Source organism: Klenkia soli (genome assembly GCF_900103975.1).
Classification (GTDB): Bacteria; Actinomycetota; Actinomycetes; order Mycobacteriales; family Geodermatophilaceae; genus Klenkia; species Klenkia soli.
Genome location: NZ_FNIR01000002.1, coordinates 213,394 through 233,855 on the forward strand (window position 1 = coordinate 213,394; position 20,462 = coordinate 233,855).

At 72.9% G+C, this 20,462-nt stretch carries 20 protein-coding genes; 7 read left to right on the forward strand and 13 right to left on the reverse strand.

The genetic code is table 11. The features are described 5' to 3' along the window. Positions 1 to 4: 4 nt before the first annotated feature. Complete coding sequence (locus BLS67_RS23665) at positions 5 to 523, reverse strand: Rv3103c transmembrane domain-containing protein (RefSeq protein ID WP_091240067.1); 519 nt, start codon at positions 521 to 523, stop codon at positions 5 to 7. Next, positions 520 to 1,413 (reverse strand): mechanosensitive ion channel family protein, encoded by an 894-nt coding sequence (locus BLS67_RS03925; RefSeq protein ID WP_091240071.1) that lies wholly within the window; start codon positions 1,411 to 1,413, stop codon positions 520 to 522. Before BLS67_RS03925 ends, BLS67_RS23665 begins: the two co-directional genes overlap by 4 nt. A gap of 44 nt (positions 1,414 to 1,457) precedes the next feature. Here BLS67_RS03925 and BLS67_RS03930 point away from each other — a divergent pair, with 44 nt between their 5' ends. The 4 genes from BLS67_RS03930 (at position 1,458) to BLS67_RS03945 (ending at position 6,152) form a co-directional block, all read left to right on the forward strand. Continuing rightward, positions 1,458 to 2,438, forward strand: a complete 981-nt coding sequence (locus BLS67_RS03930; RefSeq protein ID WP_091240667.1) for an acyl-CoA dehydrogenase family protein — start codon at positions 1,458 to 1,460, stop codon at positions 2,436 to 2,438. Between the two features lie 98 nt (positions 2,439 to 2,536). Next, on the forward strand, positions 2,537 to 3,568 hold the full coding sequence (locus tag BLS67_RS03935; protein WP_091240075.1) for an iron-siderophore ABC transporter substrate-binding protein: 1,032 nt from the start codon (positions 2,537 to 2,539) through the stop codon (positions 3,566 to 3,568). 222 nt (positions 3,569 to 3,790) lie between these two features. Next, positions 3,791 to 5,662 (forward strand): BCCT family transporter, encoded by a 1,872-nt coding sequence (locus tag BLS67_RS03940; RefSeq protein WP_207500245.1) that lies wholly within the window; start codon positions 3,791 to 3,793, stop codon positions 5,660 to 5,662. 64 nt (positions 5,663 to 5,726) lie between these two features. Next, the gene (locus BLS67_RS03945) at positions 5,727 to 6,152 is read left to right on the forward strand and encodes a hypothetical protein (RefSeq protein ID WP_091240081.1); all 426 of its coding nucleotides are present in this window, start codon (positions 5,727 to 5,729) and stop codon (positions 6,150 to 6,152) included. Position 6,153: 1 nt separating this feature from the next. Here the strand turns inward: BLS67_RS03945 and BLS67_RS03950 are convergent, their stop codons facing one another. From BLS67_RS03950 to BLS67_RS03970, 5 genes are all read right to left on the reverse strand, one after another. Then, the gene (locus tag BLS67_RS03950) at positions 6,154 to 6,444 is read right to left on the reverse strand and encodes a DUF1540 domain-containing protein (RefSeq protein ID WP_091240084.1); all 291 of its coding nucleotides are present in this window, start codon (positions 6,442 to 6,444) and stop codon (positions 6,154 to 6,156) included. A gap of 52 nt (positions 6,445 to 6,496) precedes the next feature. Next, positions 6,497 to 7,330 carry an ABC transporter ATP-binding protein gene (locus BLS67_RS03955; protein WP_091240086.1) on the reverse strand — a complete coding sequence of 278 codons (834 nt, stop codon included), beginning with the start codon at positions 7,328 to 7,330 and terminating at the stop codon, positions 6,497 to 6,499. A gap of 10 nt (positions 7,331 to 7,340) precedes the next feature. Continuing rightward, positions 7,341 to 8,432, reverse strand: a complete 1,092-nt coding sequence (locus BLS67_RS03960) for a FecCD family ABC transporter permease (protein ID WP_242653811.1) — start codon at positions 8,430 to 8,432, stop codon at positions 7,341 to 7,343. Further along, entirely contained in the window at positions 8,429 to 9,532 is a 1,104-nt protein-coding gene (locus tag BLS67_RS24025; protein WP_091240089.1) for a FecCD family ABC transporter permease, read from the reverse strand. Before BLS67_RS24025 ends, BLS67_RS03960 begins: the two co-directional genes overlap by 4 nt. A 124-nt stretch (positions 9,533 to 9,656) precedes the next feature. After that, entirely contained in the window at positions 9,657 to 10,244 is a 588-nt protein-coding gene (locus BLS67_RS03970; RefSeq protein ID WP_242653812.1) for a TetR/AcrR family transcriptional regulator, read from the reverse strand. Positions 10,245 to 10,305: 61 nt separating this feature from the next. On the opposite strand from BLS67_RS03970, the gene BLS67_RS03975 reads away from it, so the two are divergent. Further along, entirely contained in the window at positions 10,306 to 11,496 is a 1,191-nt protein-coding gene (locus BLS67_RS03975) for an acyl-CoA dehydrogenase family protein (RefSeq protein ID WP_091240674.1), read from the forward strand. Positions 11,497 to 11,525: 29 nt separating this feature from the next. Then, the gene (locus BLS67_RS03980) at positions 11,526 to 11,795 is read left to right on the forward strand and encodes a DUF2277 domain-containing protein (protein ID WP_091240095.1); all 270 of its coding nucleotides are present in this window, start codon (positions 11,526 to 11,528) and stop codon (positions 11,793 to 11,795) included. 18 nt (positions 11,796 to 11,813) lie between these two features. Here BLS67_RS03980 and BLS67_RS03985 read toward each other — a convergent pair whose 3' ends face one another. From BLS67_RS03985 to BLS67_RS03995, 3 genes are all read right to left on the reverse strand, one after another. After that, positions 11,814 to 12,935: an NDMA-dependent alcohol dehydrogenase gene (locus tag BLS67_RS03985; protein WP_091240099.1), complete on the reverse strand. Its 1,122-nt coding sequence runs from the start codon at positions 12,933 to 12,935 to the stop codon at positions 11,814 to 11,816. A gap of 126 nt (positions 12,936 to 13,061) precedes the next feature. After that, on the reverse strand, positions 13,062 to 13,802 hold the full coding sequence (locus BLS67_RS03990; protein ID WP_091240102.1) for an SDR family oxidoreductase: 741 nt from the start codon (positions 13,800 to 13,802) through the stop codon (positions 13,062 to 13,064). Positions 13,803 to 13,875: 73 nt separating this feature from the next. Continuing rightward, positions 13,876 to 15,885: a PTS mannitol transporter subunit IICBA gene (locus tag BLS67_RS03995; RefSeq protein WP_091240106.1), complete on the reverse strand. Its 2,010-nt coding sequence runs from the start codon at positions 15,883 to 15,885 to the stop codon at positions 13,876 to 13,878. Positions 15,886 to 16,149: 264 nt separating this feature from the next. Here BLS67_RS03995 and BLS67_RS04000 point away from each other — a divergent pair, with 264 nt between their 5' ends. Continuing rightward, on the forward strand, positions 16,150 to 17,208 hold the full coding sequence (locus tag BLS67_RS04000) for a zinc-dependent dehydrogenase (protein WP_091240109.1): 1,059 nt from the start codon (positions 16,150 to 16,152) through the stop codon (positions 17,206 to 17,208). 58 nt (positions 17,209 to 17,266) lie between these two features. Here BLS67_RS04000 and BLS67_RS04005 read toward each other — a convergent pair whose 3' ends face one another. From BLS67_RS04005 to BLS67_RS24030, 3 genes are all read right to left on the reverse strand, one after another. Continuing rightward, positions 17,267 to 18,466: an LLM class flavin-dependent oxidoreductase gene (locus tag BLS67_RS04005; protein WP_207500246.1), complete on the reverse strand. Its 1,200-nt coding sequence runs from the start codon at positions 18,464 to 18,466 to the stop codon at positions 17,267 to 17,269. A gap of 256 nt (positions 18,467 to 18,722) precedes the next feature. Continuing rightward, complete coding sequence (locus BLS67_RS04010; protein WP_242653813.1) at positions 18,723 to 19,982, reverse strand: bifunctional 3,4-dihydroxy-2-butanone-4-phosphate synthase/GTP cyclohydrolase II; 1,260 nt, start codon at positions 19,980 to 19,982, stop codon at positions 18,723 to 18,725. Then, complete coding sequence (locus BLS67_RS24030) at positions 19,979 to 20,461, reverse strand: flavin reductase family protein (protein ID WP_091240118.1); 483 nt, start codon at positions 20,459 to 20,461, stop codon at positions 19,979 to 19,981. Before BLS67_RS24030 ends, BLS67_RS04010 begins: the two co-directional genes overlap by 4 nt. Position 20,462 lies beyond the last annotated feature (1 nt).

The following is a 20,462-nucleotide window of genomic DNA, read 5'->3' on the forward strand; positions in this document are numbered from 1 at the left end:
CGGGTCAGCTCGTGGGGGCCGCCGAGGTGGGGGCGTCCGTCGTCCGGGGCGTGGTGGTCGTGGGGGCCGCCGGCGAGGTGGTGGTCGGGGCCGGGGTGCTGCTGGACGCCCCGGACTCCGAGGTGGTCGACGGCGCCGTGGTGGTCGGGCGGGACGTCGAGGTGGGCGCCGGCGTCGTCGTCCCGGTCGTGGTGGTGGGCGCCGGCTCCGTGGTGCCCGTCGTCGTGGGCGCCGGGGGCTCGGTGGTGGTGGCCGGCTGCTCGGTGGTCACCGGCGCCGGGTCGCTCAGCGACGTCGACATCAGCGAGGGCTCCCACGCGAAGAACAGGCCGACGAACAGCACCGCGAGGACGACGGTGGAGGTGCGCGCCCGGCCGATCCGTGCGGGCGCCCGGCGCGGCCAGATCCGCGAGCGGCGGGTCGAGGGCTCGGCGGTGACGGTCGGCCCCGTCGATGTGGGCTCGGTGGCATCGACGGTGGGCACCGGGGTGGTCGGCTGGCGGCCGGTCTCGGGTTCGGTCACGAGGTCACCTCGCGGTCGGGGGCGTCCTCGGGCAGGTGCGGCTGGACGACGATGCCCTCGCGGCGGAACGCCAGCGCGATCCGCGAGCGCAGGTCGCGGCCGACGTCGAACTGCTTGCCCGGCAGGGTGCGCGCCACGATCCGCACGTTGACCTCGTCCAGGCCCAGGCTGGTCACGCCCATGACGCTCGGGACGTCGAGCAGCAGCTTGGCCAGCTCCTCGTCGGCGAAGGCCTGCTCGCCGACCTCGCGCAGGACCTCCTGCACGTGCGTGACGTCGGTCGACGCCGGCACCGGGACGTCGATGACCGCCCGGGCCCAGTCGCGGGAGAGGTTCACGACCTTGGTGATCTGGCCGTTCGGGATGATCACCACCTCGCCGTCGACCGACCGCATGCGGGTGATGCGCAGGGTGACGTCCTCGACGGTGCCCTCGGCCGGCGCGATGCCGCCGGCCAGGTTGATCGAGACGACGTCGCCGAACCCGTACTGCCGCTCGGTGATCAGGAAGAAGCCGGCGAGGACGTCCTGCACGACCCGCTGGGCGCCGAAGCCCAGGCCCACGCCGAGCACGGTGGCCGGCGCGACCAGGCTGGTCACGGGCAGGCCCAGCGTCGAGAGCACGGTGACGGTGGCGACGGTGTAGATCACGACGACGGCGACCCACTGCAGCACCTGGGTCAGCGAGTGCCGGTGCTTGGCGGCCTCCGAGCGCACGAGGGCGTCGCCGCCGCCCGCGCTGGCGTCGATCCGGGCGGTGACCTTGCCGCCGATCCAGGTGACCAGCCGGGCCAGCAGCACCGAGCCGAGGATGATCAGCAGCACGGCCAGACCGCGGCCCCGGACCCAGTCGGCCAGGTTGCCCAGCGGGGCGATCGCGAGGACGTCCATCGCGCCCCAGTGTGCCGCGCGGAGCTGTGGCGCAGCATGGCCGGGTGTCCGACATCGTCGCCCGCGCGCGGGCCCTCGCCGACGACCTGCTGTTCCCCGCCGCGACGGGGGTGGACGCCGACGGCGTCCTCCCCGGCGCCGCGCTGGACACCCTGGCTGCGGAGGGGCTGTACGGGTTGACCGGACCGGCGTCGCACGGCGGGCTGGCGGCCGACCCGCCGACCGTGCACGCCGTCGCCGAGGCGCTGGCCGGGGGTGACCTGTCCGTCACGTTCATCTGGCTGCAGCACCTCACCGTGCCGGCGATGGTGGCCGGGTCGCCGCTGGCCGGGGAGTTCCTGGCCGACCTGTGCACCGGGCGGGTGCGCTCGGGGATCGCGCTGCTGGCCGCCACCCGACCGGAGCCGGTGGCGATCACCGCACGTCGGGAGGCCACGTCGTTCGTGCTGGACGGCGGGGTGCCGTGGGTGACCGGGTGGGGCCACGTCGACGTCCTGCTGGTCGCGGCCCGGACGCCGGACGACGTCGTGCACCTCCTGCTGGTCGACGCGCAGGCCGGTCCCACGCTGGAGGTGGTGCCGCAGCGGTTGGTGGCGGTGCAGGCCAGCGCCACGGTGGAGCTTCGGGTGCGCGGGCACGTCGTCCCGGCGTCCCGGCTGGTGCGGTCGGTGCCGCTGGCGGAGTGGCAGGCCGCCGACCCGGGCAACCTGCGCACCAACGGGTCGCTGGCGCTGGGCGTCGCGGCCCGGTGCGCCCGGCTGGGCGAGCTCCCGGCGCTCGAGGTCGACGTCGCCGCCGTCCGGGCACGGCTGGACGCCGCCGGACCCGATGGCCTGCCGGCTGCCCGAGCCGCGGCCGCCGCCCTGGCCCACCGCGCCGCGGGCCTGCTGGCGGTGGCCGTGGGCAGCCGGTCGGTGTCGCGCGGGCACCCCGCCGAGCGGCTGACCCGGGAGGCCCTGTTCCTGCTGGTGTTCGGCTCCCGGCCGGCGATCCGGGCGGCCCTGCTGGGCGAGCTGGGTGGTTGAACGCATCACGATCCGGTCTCGGCGTGACCGAGGAGTTGTCCTGGGGGCCGGTCTCAGGTGAGGCTTGCCTTACCGACCGTCGACAGCTGAGGAAACCCATGTCCCGCCGCACCACCCTCGCCGCGCTCACCGCGGCGGCCGCGCTCACCCTCACCGCCTGCGGTGGCTCGTCCACCTCCTCGGACGAGGCCGGCGCCTCGGGCGGGTCCGGCGGCAGCGCCTTCCCGGTGACGATCGAGAACGCCTTCGGCGAGACCACCATCGAGTCCGAGCCGCAGCGGATCGTCGTCATCGGCTACACCGACGTCGACACCCTGCTCGCCCTCGACGTGCAGCCCGTGGCCTTCCAGGAGTTCGTCTCCTTCCCCGACGCCGCCGTGCCGGGCCTGGGTCCGTGGGCCGAGGACGCCGCCGGCGACACCGAGATGCAGGTCTTCCCGGTCGCCGACGGTGCACCGAGCGTCGAGCAGGTGCTCGCGCTGCAGCCCGACCTCGTGGTCGCGGTCAGCAGCGGCATCGAGCAGGACGAGTACGACCAGCTCTCGGCCGTCGTCCCCGTGCTGGCCCGCCCCGCCGACTCGACCGCCTACCTGGTCGACCGGGACGACGCGACGCTGACCATCGGCAAGGCGCTGGGCAAGGAGGACCAGGCGCAGCAGCTCGTCGACGGCGTCGACCAGGCCTTCACCGACGCCGCCGCGGCCAACCCGGACTTCGCCGGGAAGACCGTCGTGGTCACCCTGCCCGCCACCGACGGCAGCGGCGGCTACTCCGCCTACGTCGAGGGCGACACCCGCACCCAGTTCTTCACCGACCTGGGCTTCGAGCTGACCCCGGGCATCGCCGACCTGGACGCCGGCGACAGCTTCTTCGTCACCGTCTCGGCCGAGCAGGCCCAGCTGCTGGACGCCGACCTGGTGGTCGCCATCGGCCTCTACGACATCGACCAGACCCGCGCCGAGCTGGCCGCCGACCCGGTGTTCAGCGCCATCCCGGCCGTGCAGTCCGGCCACGTGCTCTACGTCGACCCGCTGACCGGCGGCGGCGCCGTGGCCTACAACGACGTGCTCAGCGTGCCCTACGCGCTGGACCTCCTGGTGCCCCAGATCCAGGCCGCCCTGGCCGGCTGACCCGCCTCCGCAGCGCACCTCCCGCGCCCCGTCCCGACCCCGGGGCGGGGCGCGAGACGTGTCACGAAAGGGTTGCTGTGGGCCCTCCCGGTTTGCGCTGTGGGGCAGGTGGGGCGGACGGTGGGGAGTCGGCCGTGGTCGTCCCACCTGCGGGGACGCCGGCCGTGACCTGTTCCCGAGCCCGGATGGAGGGGCGCTCAGACCCGTGCGCCGCACCCGATCGTGACCACCACAGCACCCCGACCGAACCCCACCGCCGGTGACCCCGGCGACGAACCTCCGGGCACCGGCGAGCACCCCGCCATCGCCGCGCCGCCCCCGGCGCCCGCGGACCAGAAGGGCCACCTGGACACCGTCGTCTTCGGTGTCGCCGCGGCCCTCGCCCTGGGCTTCGTCGTCTGGGGCTTCGCCAGCCCGTTGGGGCTGGGCTCGGCGAGCTCGTCCGCGCTGGGCTGGATCGAGTCGAACCTGGGCTGGTTCTTCGTGCTCGCGGCGTCGGGCTTCGTCGTCTACGTGATCTGGCTGGCCGCCTCGCGCTACGGCCGCATACCGCTGGGCCGCGACGACGAGGGGCCGGAGTTCACGACCGTCTCGTGGATCGCGATGATGTTCAGCGCCGGCATGGGCATCGGCCTGATGTTCTTCGGCGTCGCCGAGCCGCTGGCGCACTACACCTCGCCGCCCCCGGGCACGGTCGAAGGCGAGAGCGCCGACGCCGTCTCCGTCGCGATGGCCACCACGCTCTTCCACTGGACGCTGCACCCGTGGGCCATCTACGCCGTCGTCGGCCTGGCCATCGCCTACGGCACCTTCCGCCGCGGCCGCTCTTCTCTGATCAGCGCCGCGTTCGCCCCGCTGCTGGGCGAGCGCCGCACCAGCGGGCCGGCCGGCAAGGTCATCGACGTCCTCGCCATCTTCGCCACGCTGTTCGGCTCGGCCGCCTCGCTGGGCCTCGGTGCCCTGCAGATCGGCTCCGGCGTCGAGATCCTCGGCTGGGCCGGGGACGTCGGCAACGGCGTGCTGGTCGTCATCATCGCCGTGCTGACCATGGCCTTCGTCGCCTCGGCGGTCTCGGGCATCTCGCGCGGCATCCAGTGGCTGTCCAACACCAACATGGTGCTGGCCCTGGTGCTGGCCGTCTTCGTGTTCGTCGTCGGCCCGACCGTGCTGATCCTCAACCTCATCCCGACGGCGCTGGGCAGCTACTTCTCCGAGCTCGGCGAGATGGCCGCCCGCACCGAGGCCTCCGGCGGCGACGCCATGGCCACCTGGCTGCAGGGCTACACCGTCTTCTACTGGGCCTGGTGGATCAGCTGGACCCCGTTCGTCGGGCTGTTCATCGCCCGGATCAGCCGCGGCCGCACCATCCGGCAGTTCGTCACCGGCGTGCTGCTGGTGCCCAGCGCGGTCAGCCTGGTCTGGTTCGCCGTCTTCGGCGGGGCCGGGATCGCCGCGCAGCAGAACGGCGCCGACATCGCCGGGCAGGCCACCTCCGAGGGCCAGCTGTTCGGCGTCCTGCAGCAGTACCCGCTGGCCACCGTCGCCACGGTGCTGGTCATGGTGCTCGTGGGCATCTTCTTCGTCTCCGGCGCCGACGCCGCCTCCATCGTGATGGGCTCGCTGAGCCAGCGCGGCACGCTCGAGCCCTCGAGGTGGGTCGTCGTGTTCTGGGGCGTCGTCATGGGGTCGGTGGCGGCGATCATGCTGCTCATCGGCGGCGACGCCGGGCTGACCGGCTTGCAGAACCTCACGATCATCGTGGCGCTGCCGTTCGTGTTCGTGATGATCGGCCTGGCGGTCTCGCTGGCCAAGGACCTGCGCAGCGACCCGATGATGCTGCGCGGCGTGGTGGCCACCGAGGCGGTCGAGCAGGCCGTCGTGCACGGGCTGCAGACCCACGGGGACGACTTCGTCCTCAGCGTCCAGCACGCCCCGGACGAGGACGGCGACGGCGTGGCCGACGGGCCCACGCCCAGCCGCACCGTGGCGGCCCGGCGTCCCCGGGGGTCGTCGACCGAGGACGTGGGCTCGCCGCTGCCCCGGCCCGAGGAGTCGCCGCTGGTCGCCGGTCGGCCGTCGGAGCCGAAGGACTGATCCTCGACAGCGGTGGTGAGGTCAGGTTAGCCTGACCTCACCACCCTGTCCTGGAGGTCCGTCCGTGCCGCTCAAGCTCCCCGTCGCCAGCGTCGTCGCCCTGCTGGGCCCGGCCGCCGTGCGCGCGCAGGTCTGCGCCGCGCTCGACGAGGGCTCGGCGCGCTGCGCCGGCGGGCACGGTGGCCTGCGGGTGGCCCGCATCGGCGTCGAGCCGGGCGACCCGCTGCAGGACCGGCTGGACGTCGTCCGGGCCGCCGGGCAGGCGAGGATCGTGCTGGTCGAGCGGCTGACCGCCGGGTTGGGCTCGGCGGACCGCCGGGTGGTGCTCTCGGCGCTCGAGGACCTCGCCGGCGCCGGCGCCACGGTCGTGGTGGACGACGACGACCCGGTGGCGGTGCTGGCCGTCGCCGACGCCGCGCTGCGGGTCGACGCGACCGGTCAGGTCGAGCTCGAGGAGCTCCCCGACCTCACCGCCCTGCTGGCCGGGTAGGTCAGCGCGCCGAGTAGGTGAGGCAGTCGGCCTTGTCGGCGGCCGAGCCGACCTGGACCGAGGCCGCGGTGCACTCGAGCTTCTCGTTGTGCGAGCAGTCGGTGCGGTGGCAGGCGCCGACGACCCCGGTGCGCTCGATGCCCGAGCGGAACGAGATCTCGACGAACGTGCCGCAGTGGGCGTGGTCGCCGCCGATGGTGATGGCCCCGGCGTGGCAGCCGGCGTCGGCGTTGTAGGAACAACTGCTCACGGAGCAGTCCTGGACCTGGGGCAGCTGCTGGGTGCTGGTCATGCCAGCACCGTGGCACGGGTGCGCCGGCGCCGCCACCAAACGGAGGCTTGCCTCAGCGCAGGCGACGCACCGGGACGACCATCGGCGTGCCGGACACCGGGTCGGGGATGACCCGGGCCTCGAGGTCGAACACCTCGGCCAGCAGCTCCTCGGTGAGCACCTCGGCCGGGGTGCCCGAGGCGACCAGCACGCCGTCCTTCATGGCGACCAGCCGGCGGGCGTAGCGCGCGGCCAGGTTGAGGTCGTGCAGCACGACGGCGACCGTGCGGCCGCGCTCGGTGTGCAGCCGCTCGACCAGCTCCAGCACGTCGATCTGGTGGGACAGGTCGAGGTAGGTGGTCGGCTCGTCGAGCAGCAGCAGGTCGGTGCCCTGGGCCAGCGCCATCGAGATCCAGGCCCGCTGCCGCTGCCCGCCCGAGAGCGCGTCCACCGGCCGGTCGGCGAACTCGGCCATGTCGGTCCAGCTCAGCGCCTCGGCCACGACGTCCTCGTCGTCCCGGGACCACTGGCGCAGCCACGACTGGTGCGGGTGCCGGCCGCGGGCCACCAGGTCGGCCACCGTGAGCCCCTCGGGGGCGATCGGGGTCTGCGGCAGCATGCCCAGCACCTTGGCCACCTCGCGGGTGGAGGTCCTGGCGATCGGCTTGCCGTCGAGCACCACCTGGCCCGACGTGGGCCGCAGCAGCCGGCCCAGCGCGCGCAGCAGCGTGGACTTGCCGCAGCCGTTCGGGCCCACGATCGCGGTGAACGAGCCGTCGGTCAGCGCGAGGTCGAGCCCGTCGACGACCACGTTCTCGCCGTAGGCCAGCCGCACCTGCTCGGCGGCCAGCCGCACCCGGGGTGCACCGGCCTCGTCGAGCTGGGGCTTGGTCAGCGTGGCGGTCATCGCGGTGTCCTCACGATAGGGCGCGGCGGCCACGGACGAGCAGCCACAGCAGGTACGGGGCCCCGACGACGGCGGTCACGATGCCGACCGGCAGGGCGACGGGCAGGACGGTGCGGGCGAGCAGGTCGGAACCGACCACCAGCACGGCGCCCAGCAGCGCCGAGGCCAGCAGCGGCGGGCGCGAGCCCCCCGCGAGCCGGACGGCGACCTGCGGGACGACGAGGGCGACGAACTGGATGGGTCCGGCTGCGGCCACCGAGACCGCGGCGAGCGCGACCGCGACCAGCACGACCACGGCCTGGGCGGCCCCGACCCGGACGCCGAGCGCGCGGGCGGTGTCCTCGCCGAACTGCAGGACGCCGAGCTGCCGCGAGCAGGCCAGGGCGACCGGCACCAGGACCACCAGCACCAGGCCCAGCGGCCAGGCCTGGTCCCAGGTGCGGGCGTTCAGCGAGCCGGTCAGCCAGACCGTCGCGGCGGCGGCGTCGGTGATGGTCGACCGGGTGATCAACCAGTCGACGGCGGCGAACCCGACGGAGGAGAGCCCGACGCCCACGAGGACCAGCCGGTAGCCGTCGACCCCCTTGCGCCAGGCGAGGCCGAAGATCAGCAGTGCGGTGAGCAGCCCGCCGACGAGCGCGGCCACCGGCAGGCCGAGCCCGCCCAGCAGCTGGGCCGCCCCGCTGGTCCCGCCGCCGACGACGATCACCGCGACCGCCGCTGCCGAGGCGCCGGCGTTGATGCCCAGCGTGTCGGGGGAGGCCAGCGGGTTGCGGGCGAAGGTCTGGATCAGCGCCCCGGAGAGCCCCAGGGCCAGACCGACGAGGACGCCGACGACGATGCGCGGCGCCCGGAGCTGGGTGACGACGAACTGCTGGGTGGGGTCGCCGATGCCGACCAGCGTCCGCAGCACGTCGGCCAGCCCGATCGGGTAGTCGCCCCGGCCGAGGCTGACGGCGCTCACCAGCACCAGGGCGACCAGCGCCACGACCGGGAGCAGCAGCTGGCGCGTGCGCACGACGCCCGAGACCGGGCCGATGCGCACGACCCGTCGGCGGTCGGTGCGGACACCCGGCCCGCGGGTGGTGATGGTGGTGCTCACAGGGCGGACAGCTTCCGGCGGCGGACCAGCGCGATGAAGAACGGGGCGCCGACCAGGGCCAGCACGATGCCGACCTGCAGCTCGCCGGGCCGTACGACGACCCGGCCCACGACGTCGGCCACCAGCAGCAGCACCACGCCGAGCAACCCGGAGTAGGGCACCAGCCAGCGGTGGTCGGGTCCGGTCACGGCGCGGGCGATGTGCGGGACGACGAGGCCCACGAAGCCGATCGGCCCGCAGGCCGCGGTGGCCGCACCGGTGAGCAGGGTGATCGAGGTGATGCCGACGACCCGGGCGAGCAGCACGTGCTGGCCCAGACCACGGGCGACGTCCTCACCCAGGCCGAGCAGGTTCAGCGCCGGCGCGTTGACCATCGCGAGGAGCAGCCCGACCGCGATGAACGGCAGCACCTGCCAGGCGATGGTGGCGTCCCGCCCGCTCAGCGAACCGACCACCCAGAACCGGAAGCTGTCCAGGGTCTGCTGGTCGCTGACCAGCACCGCCCGGACCAGTGCGTAGAGCAGGGCCGAGATGGCCGAACCGGCCAGCGCGAGGCTGACCGGGGTGGCGCCGCCGCGGCCGCTGGAACCGATGGCGAAGACCGCCACCGAGCCCAGCAGGGCGCCGGCGAAGGCGAACCAGACGTAGCCCGACGGGGTGGTGATGCCGAGCAGGAAGATCGCCCCGACGACGGCGGCCGAGGCGCCGGCGGCGACCCCGAGCAGCCCGGGGTCGCCCAGCGGGTTGCGGGTGTGGCCCTGCATCAGGGCGCCGGCCACCCCCAGCGAGAGCCCGACCAGGATGCCGAGCAGCGTGCGGGGGATGCGCAGCTCGCGGATGACCACGGCGTCGTCGCCGGTGAACCCCGGGTCGGTGAGCGCCTGCCAGACGGTGCCCAGCCCGATCGACCGGGTGCCGACGGCGATGCTCAGCGCGCAGGCCACCACCGCGAGAGCCAGCAGCAGCCACAGCCCGCCGATGCGGGTGGCCGGGCCGTGCAGCAGCCCGCGCCGGCGCTGCTCCTGCTGGGCCTGCGCCGCGAGCTCCACGTCGGTGCGCCGGGCGACGGCCGGCGGGGCCTGCGCGGTCCGCTCGGGCACGGGCGTCTCCTGGGCAGGCGGGCGGCGGCCCCGAGGGGGCCATGATCGGTAAGCCTCACCTTACCCGCCGCCCGTTCCGTGTCACCCCCGCCCGCCGCTCGACCCCGTGCCGGGTGGTGGCAGGTCAGGAGCGGTGCAGGCCGGCGACGACGAGGGCGGCGAGCTCGGCGTAGGCCGCGGCGTCGTCCAGGTCGGTGGCCGCGGCGATCCGGCCGGCGTGGATGGCCGACATGACCTCGGTGACCGCCGCCCCGACGAAGGAGGCGTGCGCCGGCCGCAGGGTGCCGGCTGCGACCCCCGCGCTGACCAGCTCCTGCACCCGCCGGGCCGCCGTGCGGGTGTTGCGGGCGTAGACCTCGGCCGCCGGCGGGAAGGCGGCCAGGTCGGCGAAGAAGGCGGGGCCGGCCGGGCGCAGCTGCTCGCTCACCGCCAGCAGGTAGGCCTCGATCCGGTCGCCGGCTCCGGCGGGTTCGGCGGCCCGCGACTCCACTGCCACCGTGGCCCGGGCGAAGAACCGGCGGACCGCGGCCACCACCAGCTGCTCCTTGCTGCCGGCCACGGCGTAGAGCGTGGACTTGGAGCAGTGCAGCCGGCGGGCCAGCTCGTCGAGGGTGAACACGGCGAAGCCCTCGGCGAGGAACAGCTCGACCAGGTCGTCGAGCACCGCTTCGCGGCGCGCGGGTCCGCGGGTCGCCGCTCTGGCCGTCGTCACGTCGTCCAGGCTATCTTCAGTACGGAACGCCGTCCTGCAGTACTGATGAGAGGTGCCCGTCATGCCGGTCCAGCGTCTGGTCCCCACCCAGGAGGCCGCCGACCTCCTCGCCCTGACCCGGGAGATCGCGCAGGAGGAGCTGGCGCCGAAGGTGGCCGCCGCCGAGGCCGACGAGCAGTTCCCCCGCGAGGTCTTCCGCACCCTGGGCCGGGCCGGCCTGCTGGGCCTGCCCTACGGCGAGGAGTACGGCGGCGGCGGGCAGCCCTACGAGGTCTACCTGCAGGTGCTCGAGGAGATCGCCGCCGTCTGGGCCAGCGTCGGGGTGGGGGTCAGCGTGCACGGGCTGTCCTGCTTCGGCCTGGCCACGAAGGGCACCGACGAGCAGAAGCAGCGGTTGCTGCCGGACATGCTGGGCGGCGAGCTGCTGGGTGCCTACTGCCTCTCCGAGCCGCACGCCGGGTCCGACCCGGCCGCCATGCGCACGACCGCCGTCCGGGACGGCGACGCGTACGTGCTGACCGGCGAGAAGGCCTGGACCACCCACGGCGGGCAGGCCGACTTCTACAAGGTCATGGCCCGCACGTCGGACCACCGCTCGCGCGGCATCTCCTGCTTCCTGGTGCCCGCCGACAGCGCGGGCCTGGTCGCCGACCCCGCCGAGCGGAAGATGGGCCTCACCGGCTCGACCACCGCGCTCATGCGCTTCGAGGGTGTGCGGGTCGACGCCGACCGACGCCTGGGCGACGAGGGCGAGGGGCTGCCCATCGCGCTGGCCGGTCTGGACGCCGGCCGGCTGGGCATCGCCGCGGTCGCGGTCGGGCTGGCCCAGGGGGCGCTGGACGACGCGCTGGCCTACGCGAAGGAGCGCGAGACCTTCGGGGTGCCGATCATCGAGCACCAGGGTCTGGCCTTCGTGCTGGCCGACATGGCCGCCGCGGTCGAGACGGCCCGGGCCATGACGCTGCACGCCGCCCGGCTCAAGGACGCCGGCCTGCCGTACTCCCGGCAGGCGTCCATCGCCAAGCTGGTCGCGACCGACAACGCGATGAAGGTGACCACCGACGCCGTCCAGGTGCTCGGCGGGTTCGGGTACACGCGCGACTTCCCGGTCGAGCGGTACATGCGCGAGGCCAAGGTCATGCAGATCTTCGAGGGCACCAACCAGATCCAGCGGCTGGTCATCAGCCGGGCGCTGGCCAAGGGCGGCGCGGTGTCCACGGCGGTGGCCCCGGCCGAGTTCGCCCTGGCCTGAGGCCCCGTCGCGGGCCTAGCGTGGCGGCCATGTGCCGCAACATCAGGGTCCTGCACAACCTCGCTCCGGCCACGACCCCCGACGAGGTCGACGCCGCCGCGCTGCAGTTCGTGCGCAAGGTCAGCGGGTCGGTCAAGCCGTCGCAGGCCAACCAGGAGGCCTTCGACCGGGCGGTGGCGGAGATCGCGCACGCGACCAGGCACCTGCTCGAGGACCTCACCACCAGCGCCCCGCCGCGCGACCGCGAGGTGCTGGCCGCGCGCGCCCGCGAGAAGGCCGCCGCCCGCTACGCCAGGTAGCGGACGGCGGCCGTCCCGTCAGTCGAAGACGATGACGCCGCGGATGTTCTTGCCGTCGTGCATGTCCTTGTAGGCCTCGGTGACCTGGTCGAGGGTGTACTCCTTGGTGATCAGCTCGTCGAGCTTGAGCTGACCGGCCTGGTACATGCGCAGCAGCTTCGGGATGTCCGAGTGCGGCGACTGGGCACCGATGATCGCGCCCTGCAGCCGCTTCTGCATCAGGGTCAGGTCGAACATCGAGATCGGGGCCATGTCGGTCATGGCGCCCAGCCCGGTGGCCACCACGGTGCCGCCCTTGCGGATCGAGGCGAGGCCCTGGGCCGGGTGCTCCGGCTTCAGCACACCGACGGTGATCAGGCAGACGTCGGCGCCCTGGCCCTGGGTGATCGACTGGGCGAACTCGGTGGCCTGCTCCATGTTCTCGAACACGTCGGTGGCGCCGAACTCCTGCGCCATCTCGCGCTTGAACGGGACCGGGTCGACGGCGATGACGTTCGTCGCGCCGGCGTGCGCCGCACCCTGGACGGCGTTGATGCCGATGCCGCCGATGCCCATGACGATCACGACGTCACCGGGCTTCACCCCGCCGGCCTTGACCGCGGTGCCGAACCCGGTGGGCACCCCGCAGCCGACCAGGGCGGCGGACTTGAGCGGGATGTCCTTGTCGATCTTGATGACGGAGGCGACGTCGGCGGTCGTGTACTCGGAGAAGGTCGAGATGCCGCACATCTGGCCGACGTTCTCGCCGTCGAGCTTCATGCGGAAGTCCTCGGCGTCGTCGGCGCGCGAGCCGACGAGCAGCAGGGCGCCCTTGTCGCAGAGGTTGAAGTCGCCGCGGCGACAGGCCATGCACTGACCGCAGGAGGGGACGAAGGAGAAGACGACGTGGTCGCCCTCCTCGAACCCGGGGGTGTCCGGGCCGACCTTGGTGACGACGCCGGAGCCCTCGTGACCGCCGCAGAAGGGGTAGGTCATGACCTGGAGGTCGCCGGTCTGCAGGTGGTCGTCGGAGTGGCACAGGCCCGACGCGGCCAGCTTGACCTGGACCTCGCCCTTGCGCGGGTCGTCGAGCTCGAGGGTGACGGTCTCGTACTCGCCGGGGGACTGACGGATGATCGAGGCGCGGGTGGTGGTGGGCATCGTTGCTCCTGCTTCGCTCGGCCTGGTGGCACCGGGTGTCAGGTGCCGATGTGACCATAAACGCATTCGTTGACCTGTGGTGACCCCGGTCACGCTGGACATCTGCTGTGCAACGTCCCGCAACCCCTACAGGCCGCCGGCCACCCGCAGGACGGTGCCGCTGACGTAGCCCGCGTCGGGGCCCAGCAGCCAGACGACGGCGGGGGCGATCTCGTCGGGTTCCCCGGGGCGGCCCATGGGCACCCGGGCGGTCACGCGGTCCAGCCGACCGGCGTCCCCGGCACCGGCGTGGATGCCGGTGCGTACCAGCCCCGGCGCGACGCCGTTCACCCGCACACCGCTCGCGGCCAGCTCCTTCGCCAACCCGACCACCAGGGCGTCGACCCCGGCCTTGGCCGCGGCGTAGTGCACGTACTCGTGGGCCGACCCCAGGGTGGCCGCCGAGGACGACACGCAGACGATCGCCCCGCCGGCCCCGCCCCGGTCGGTGGACATGACCTGCGCGGCCCGCCGGCAGCAGAGCACGGCGCCCAGCAGGTTGACGTCCAGCACGGTGCGGACGACGTCCACCGGGGTGTCGGCCAGGTCGCCGAGGTGGGCGGTGAGGCCCGCGTTGGCCACCAGCCCGGTCGGGGTGCCCAGCTCGGTGTCGAACAGCCGGTCGACGTCGTCCGGCTCGGCGACGTCGGCTCGCGCCGCGACGGCCCGGACGCCCGCGGACTCGGCGTCGGCGACCACCCGGGCAGCGGCGTCGGCGTCGGCGCGGTAGCCCACGACCACGTCGTGCCCGGCGCGGGCGAGGGCGGCGACGGTGGCCGCCCCGATCCCGCGGCTCCCCCCGGTGACGACGGTGAGCGGTGCGGGCACGGCGCCATGGTGCCCGACGCAGCGCGGCCCCGGTTCCGAGGAACCGGGGCCGCGGTGGTGCGGGTGCTGCGGATCAGGCGGGCTGCATGGCCCCCAGGACGGCGAGGACGTCGTCGGCACTGCGGGCCGCCGACAGGCGCGCGACCTGCGACTCGTCGGTGAAGATCTCGGCGATCCGGCCGAGCAGCTTCAGGTGGTCGTCGCCGGCGCCGGCGATGCCGATCACGAACTCGACCGGCTTGCCGTTCCAGTCGACCTGCTGCGGGAACCGGACGAAGGAGATCGCCGACCGCCGGATGGCGCCCTTGGCCTCGTTCGTGCCGTGCGGGATGGCCAGCAGGTTGCCCATGTAGGTCGACACCGAGGTCTCCCGCTCGTGCATGGCCTGCACGTAGGAGGACTCGACGGCGCCGGCGGCGACCAGCAGCTCACCGGCCCGGGTGATGGCGTCGTCCCGGCTGCCGCTGGCGTCCAGGACGATCGACTCGCGGGCCAGCAGGCCGCTGTCGACACCGCCGCCGGCAGCCGCCGGGGCCGATGCGCCGGCTCCGGCGCCGTTCTGCTGCTGGAGCAGGTCGACGATCTCGTCGTAGCGCGGGCTGGACATGAAGTTCTCGACCGAGACGTGGGTCGCGGAGGGGGTCTTCTGCCGGGCCCGGTCGGTGAGGTCCTGGTGGCTGACCACCAGGTCGACGTCGTCGGTCAGGTTGCTGATGGCCTTGTTCACCACGGTGACGTCGGTGAAGCCGGCGCCGTGCACCTTCTTGCGCAGCACCGAGGCGCCCATGGCCGAGGAGCCCATGCCGGCGTCGCAGGCGAACACGATCGACCGGATCGGGCCGGAAGCAGCCGCACCGGAGCCGGCGAGCATGCCCGACACCGAGGACTTCTTGCCCTTGTTGGCCTCCATCTGCGCGGTGGCCGCGGCCAGGTCGCCGTCGTCCGTGCTCTTGTCGATCTTGAGCAGGAAGGACGCGACCAGGAAGCAGACGCCGGCGGCGACGACCACCGAGGCGGTGACGCCCAGCAGGCTGCTCGGCGGCGAGGAGGCCCAGACGGCGATGATCGAACCGGGCGAGGCCGGGGAGCGCAGGCCCGAGCCGAACGCGACGTTGGTGGCCACGCCGGCCATGCCGCCCAGGATCACCGCGGCGATCAGCTTCGGCTTGGCCAGCACGTACGGGAAGTAGATCTCGTGGATGCCGCCGATGAACTGGATCAGGATCGCGCCGGGGGCCGAGGACTTCGCCGCGCCGCGGCCGAAGACCGCGAACGCCAGCAGCAGGCCCAGGCCCGGGCCGGGGTTGGCCTCGAGCAGGAACAGGATCGACTTGCCGTCGGTCTGCGCCGCGGTGGTGCCCAGCGGGGTCAGGATGCCCTGGTTGATGGCGTTGTTCAGGAAGAGGATCTTGGCCGGCTCGATGAAGATCGAGGTCAGCGGCAGCAGGTTCCGCTCGACCAGGAAGTCGACGACGTTGCTGGCCAGGTTGCTGAAGCCCTGCACGAACGGCCCGGCGACGACGAAGCCGACGACGGCCAGGATGCCGCCCCAGATGCCGGCGGAGAAGTTGTTGACCAGCATCTCGAAGCCGGGGCGGATCTTGTGCGCCCAGAGCGCGTCGAGCTTCTTCATCGACCAGCCGCCGAGCGGGCCCATGACCATGGCGCCCAGGAACATCGGGACGCTGGCGCCGGTGATGGCACCCATGGTGGCGATGGCACCGACCACGCCGCCGCGCAGCGAGTCGTTGTACATCATCCGGCCGCCGGTGTAGCCGATCAGCAGCGGCAGCAGGTAGGTGATCATCGGGCCGACGATCCCGACGTTGCCGTTCGCGTCGAGGAGGACGCCGTCGGCGTCCTTCCACCCGCCGAGCACCGAGACGAAGCCGTAGCCGCCGTCGTAGCCGAAGGCGTCGCCGATGAGCTTCACCCAGCCGGTCTGGATGAACAGGGCGGTGATCAAGCCCCAGGCGATGAACGCGCCGATGTTGGGCAGCACCATGTTGGAGAGGAACGTGCCGAAGCGCTGCACGTGCAGCCGGGCACCACCGCGGGAGGCGGTCTCTGTCGAGCTGGCCATCGAGGACCTTCTTCTGGACGGGGGCCGCACCCGGTAGCGGGACGGCTGTGGAACGGATCGTAGGCACAGTCTGTGACAGCTGTCACGAATCTGTGAATCAGTTTGTATACGCCGTTTCGCGCCCGGTCAAGCCCTCTTCGGGCACCAGTGCGGGCCCGGATGCGTACGATTCGATGCAAGAGCTGCCGCTACTAGGGTGATCCCGGGCACAGCCGGGCGATCCAGGACGGCGGACGCCGACCCACCAGCACCCGTGGAGGACACATGAAGGCCCTGCGTTTCTACGCCCCCGAGGACGTCCGTCTCGAGGACGTCCCGGAGCCCGAGTGCGGGCCGGGTGAGGTCAAGCTCAAGGTGAAGAACTGCTCCACCTGCGGCACCGACGTCAAGATCTTCCACAACGGGCACCAGAACCTCTCCCCGCCGCGCACCATCGGCCACGAGATCGCCGGCGAGGTCGTCGAGGTCGGCGCCGACGTCAACAGCACCTACGGCAGCAGCTGGGCCGCCGGGGACCGCGTGCAGGTCATCGCCGCCGTGCCGTGCGGGGAGTGCCACGAGTGCCGCAAGGGCTGGATGGCGGTCTGCCAGAACCAGACCTCGATCGGCTACCAGTACGACGGCGGCTTCGCCGAGTACATGATCGTGCCGCAGCAGGTGCTCAAGGTCGACGGCCTCAACCTCATCCCGGACAACGTCGGCTACGACGAGGCCTCGGCCGCCGAGCCCTTCGCCTGCGCGATCAACGCCCAGGAGCTGCTGGGCATCGAGGAGGGCGACACCCTGGTCGTCTTCGGCGCCGGCCCGATCGGCTGCATGCACATCCGCATCGCCCGCGGCGTGCACAAGGTGGGCAAGGTCTTCCTGGTCGACGTCAACGCCGAGCGGCTGCAGATGAGCGCCGACGCCGTGCAGCCCGACGAGGTCATCAACGGGGCCGAGGTCGACGTCGTCGAGCGGGTCATGGAGCTGACCGGCGGCCGCGGGGCCGACGTCGTCATCACCGCGACCGCCGCGAACGTCACGCAGGAGCAGGCCATCGCCATGGCCGCCCGCAACGGCCGCATCTCCTTCTTCGGCGGGCTGCCCAAGACCAACCCGACGATCACCTGCGACTCCAACGTCGTGCACTACCGCCAGCTGCACATCCACGGCGCCAACGGCTCGGCCCCCGAGCACAACAAGCGCGCGCTGGAGTACATCTCCACCGGGCAGGTGCCGGTCAAGGACCTCATCACCCAGCACATCCCGCTCGACCGCGCGCTGGAGGCCTTCGACATCGTCAAGGCCGGCACCGCCATCAAGGTCACCGTCGAACCCTGACGCACCGGTGGCCGGGACCGACGGCGTCGGTCCCGGCCACCGGTGACGGGGTCCTTCCTCAGTGGCGGACGCCGGCCTGCACCAGCAGCGGGAGGATGTCGCTCTCGAACATCCCGAGCTCCTCGAGCGGGTCGATGAGGCCCATGATCATCCCGTCCATGCCGGCCTGGTTGAGCTTCACCAGCTCCTCGGCGACCTGCTCCGGCGTCCCGACGATCGGGTAGCCGCCCCAGCCGGCGATGAAGCGCTCCTGGTACTCCTTCACGACGTGGTCGAAGGACTGCGACGCGCCCGAGCTGGCGATCTTGATGACGTTGCCGGCGGCGCCCCAGTCGCCCTCGTCGATCACGTCCTGGAACGCGGCCTTGGCCTCGGCCTCGGTGTCGCGGCAGACGATGAGCCCGTAGGTCATGGTCTGGATGGCCCGCTGGTGCTCGCTCTTCGCCTTCTCCTTCAGCGTCGAGGTGTAGGTCTTCACGTTCTCGAGGGTGTCGAGCGAGGCGAAGTTGACGTCGACGTTGCGGGCGGAGAACTCGATGCCGGCCGGGGAGTTGCCGGCGTTGATCAGCGCCGGGCGGGGGCCCTGCACGGGCTTGGGGTAGGCCTCGACGTCCATGCCGTGGAAGTACTTCCCGTCGACGTCGAAGCTGCCCTCCTCGGCCCACAGCTTGAAGGCGAAGTCCAGCCACTCCTGGCCGAAGGCGTAGCGCTCGTCGTGCTCGCGCTGCTCGCGGCCGAACATCTCCATCTCGGGGGTCACCCAGCCCATGACCAGGTTGAGCGCGAACCGCCCGCCGGAGATGTGGTCGATCGTGGTGGCCTGCTTGGCCGAGACGATCGGGTGCATGGTCGGCAGGTGCGAGGTCGCGGCGATCGCGATGTTCTCGGTGGCCTCGGCCAGGCCCGCGGCCCAGGTGTAGGTCTCGAAGCAGTTGCCGTTGAAGTTGGTCGAGCCGCCGAAGCCCTTCCACCGCGCGACCGGGATCATCGCCTCGAAGCCCAGCCGGTCGGCCTTCTGCGCGATCGCCTTGGTGTGCTCCCAGGTGATCTCGTAGCTGCTGGCCGCGTGGCTCATGATCAGCCCGTAGGAGCAGTTGGTGCCGAACAGGCCCAGCTTCATGCCCTGGTCGTTGAACAGCGGGTTGGTCGTGGTGCGGTCGGCCAGCGGCTTGGTCTCGGCCGGCGGCCGGGGGTCGGTCGGGGCCAGGCCCAGTCGCTCGTTGGCGCGCTGGGTGGGACGGTCGTCGGTGGTCGTCACGCGGGGCTCCTCGGCAGGTCGTCGGCCCGGGCGCGGTGTGCCCTGGACCACGTTCGAGGTCGACGCTAGGAGCGCACGGATGCCCGGGACAGCCGCCCAGCGCACGAGAGCGACCGCTCCCCGCAGACCTGCCGGCGAGCCCCTGACCAGCGCGGACGCCCAGGACGACGCAGGCATGGGAGCCCGTGCACCTACCTCCGGCCCCGCGAGGTAGGTGCATGGGCTCCCATGCCTGGGTGGTGCGGGGAGGGCCGGGTCAGGTGCCGGCGACCGGGAGGTCCAGGACGGCGGACAGCTCCGACCCCGCGCTGAACGCATGGCCCATCCGTTCCCGCTTCGTGCGCAGGTAGCGGATGTTGTGCGGGGTCTCCACCGTCGGCAGGTGCACCCGGCCGGTGATGGTGAGGCCGTAGCCCTCCAGGCCGCTGTACTTGGCCGGGTTGTTGGTGATCAGCCGGATCCGGGTGGCGCCGAGGTCGCCGAGGATCTGGGCGCCGACGCCGTAGGAGCGGGAGTCGACGGGCAGGCCCTGGGCGGTGTTGGCGTCCACGGTGTCCAGGCCCTGCTCCTGCAGGCCGTAGGCGCGGATCTTGTGGCCCAGCCCGATGCCGCGGCCCTCGTGCCCGCGCAGGTAGACCACCGCCCTGGTGCCCTCGGCGGCGATGGTGGCCAGCGCCGCCTCGAGCTGGCCGCCGCAGTCGCAGCGCAGCGACCCGAGGATGTCCCCGGTCAGGCAATCGGAGTGCACCCGAACCAGGGCGCCGGCACCGGTGCGCGAGGCGGCGGCCAGGTCGCCCATGACCAGCGCGAGGTGCTCGGTGCCGTCGAGGGTGTTGCGGTAGGCCAGTGCCCGGAAGTCGCCGAACTCGGTGGGCATCTGCGCCGACCCGACCAGCTCGACCAGCTGCTCGGTGGCCCGGCGGTGCCGCACCAGGTCCGCGATCGCCAGGACCGGCAGCCCGTGCTCGGCCGCGAAGGCCGTCAGCGAGGCCCCGGCGCGCATGGAGCCGTCCTCGTCGACGATCTCCCCGATCACGCCCACGCCGGAGAGCCCGGCCATGGTGGTGAGGTCGACGGCGGCCTCGGTGTGCCCGGCGCGCACCAGCACACCGCCCTCGCGGGCGATGAGGGGGAACACGTGCCCGGGACGGCGGAACTCCGCCGCCGGAGCCGAGGTCAGGGACCGGACGGTGAGCGCACGGTCGGCCGCCGACACCCCGGTGGAGGTGTCGAGGTGGTCCACGGTCACCGTGAACGCCGTCCCGTGGTTGTCGGTGTTCTCGGTGACCATCAGCGGCAGCTGCAGCTCCGCGGCCCGCGCGGCGCGCATCGGGGCGCAGACGATGCCGGTGGTGTGCCGGACGACGAAGGCCATCTGCTCCGTCGTGCACCGCTCCGCCGCGATGATCAGGTCGCCCTCGTTCTCCCGGTCCTCGTCGTCGACCACGACGACCATGCCGCCGGCGGCGAGCGCCGCGACCGCGGTCTGCACGGCCTCGGTCGGGGTGCGCTTCACGAGATGGCCTCCAGTGCGGCGTGGGTGCCGAACACCCGGGAGTGGTAGGTCAGCGGCGCCCCGTCGACGGTCGCTGCGCCCCGGACCAAGCCGAGGGCCACCACGTGGTCGCCGCCCTCGACCAGCTGGTCGACGTCGCAGGCCAGCCATCCGGGCGCCCCCGGCAGCCGGGGCAGGCCCTGGTCGTCGGTCCAGTCGACGGCGGCGAACTTGTCGGGGCCCTTGCGCGCGAACGACAGCGCCAGCGCCGACTGGGTCGAGCCGAGCACGTTGACCCCGAACCGGCCGGTCTCCCGGACCAGCGCCAGCAGGTCGGAGCCGCGGTCGAGGGAGACCAGCACCATCGGCGGGTCCATCGACAGCGACGCGAACGCCGACACCGTCGTCCCGTGCGGGACGCCGTCGGCCGACACCGCGGTGATGACCGAGACCGGGGTGGCGACCCCGGCCATCACCTCGCGGAAGGACTCCGCCAGCACG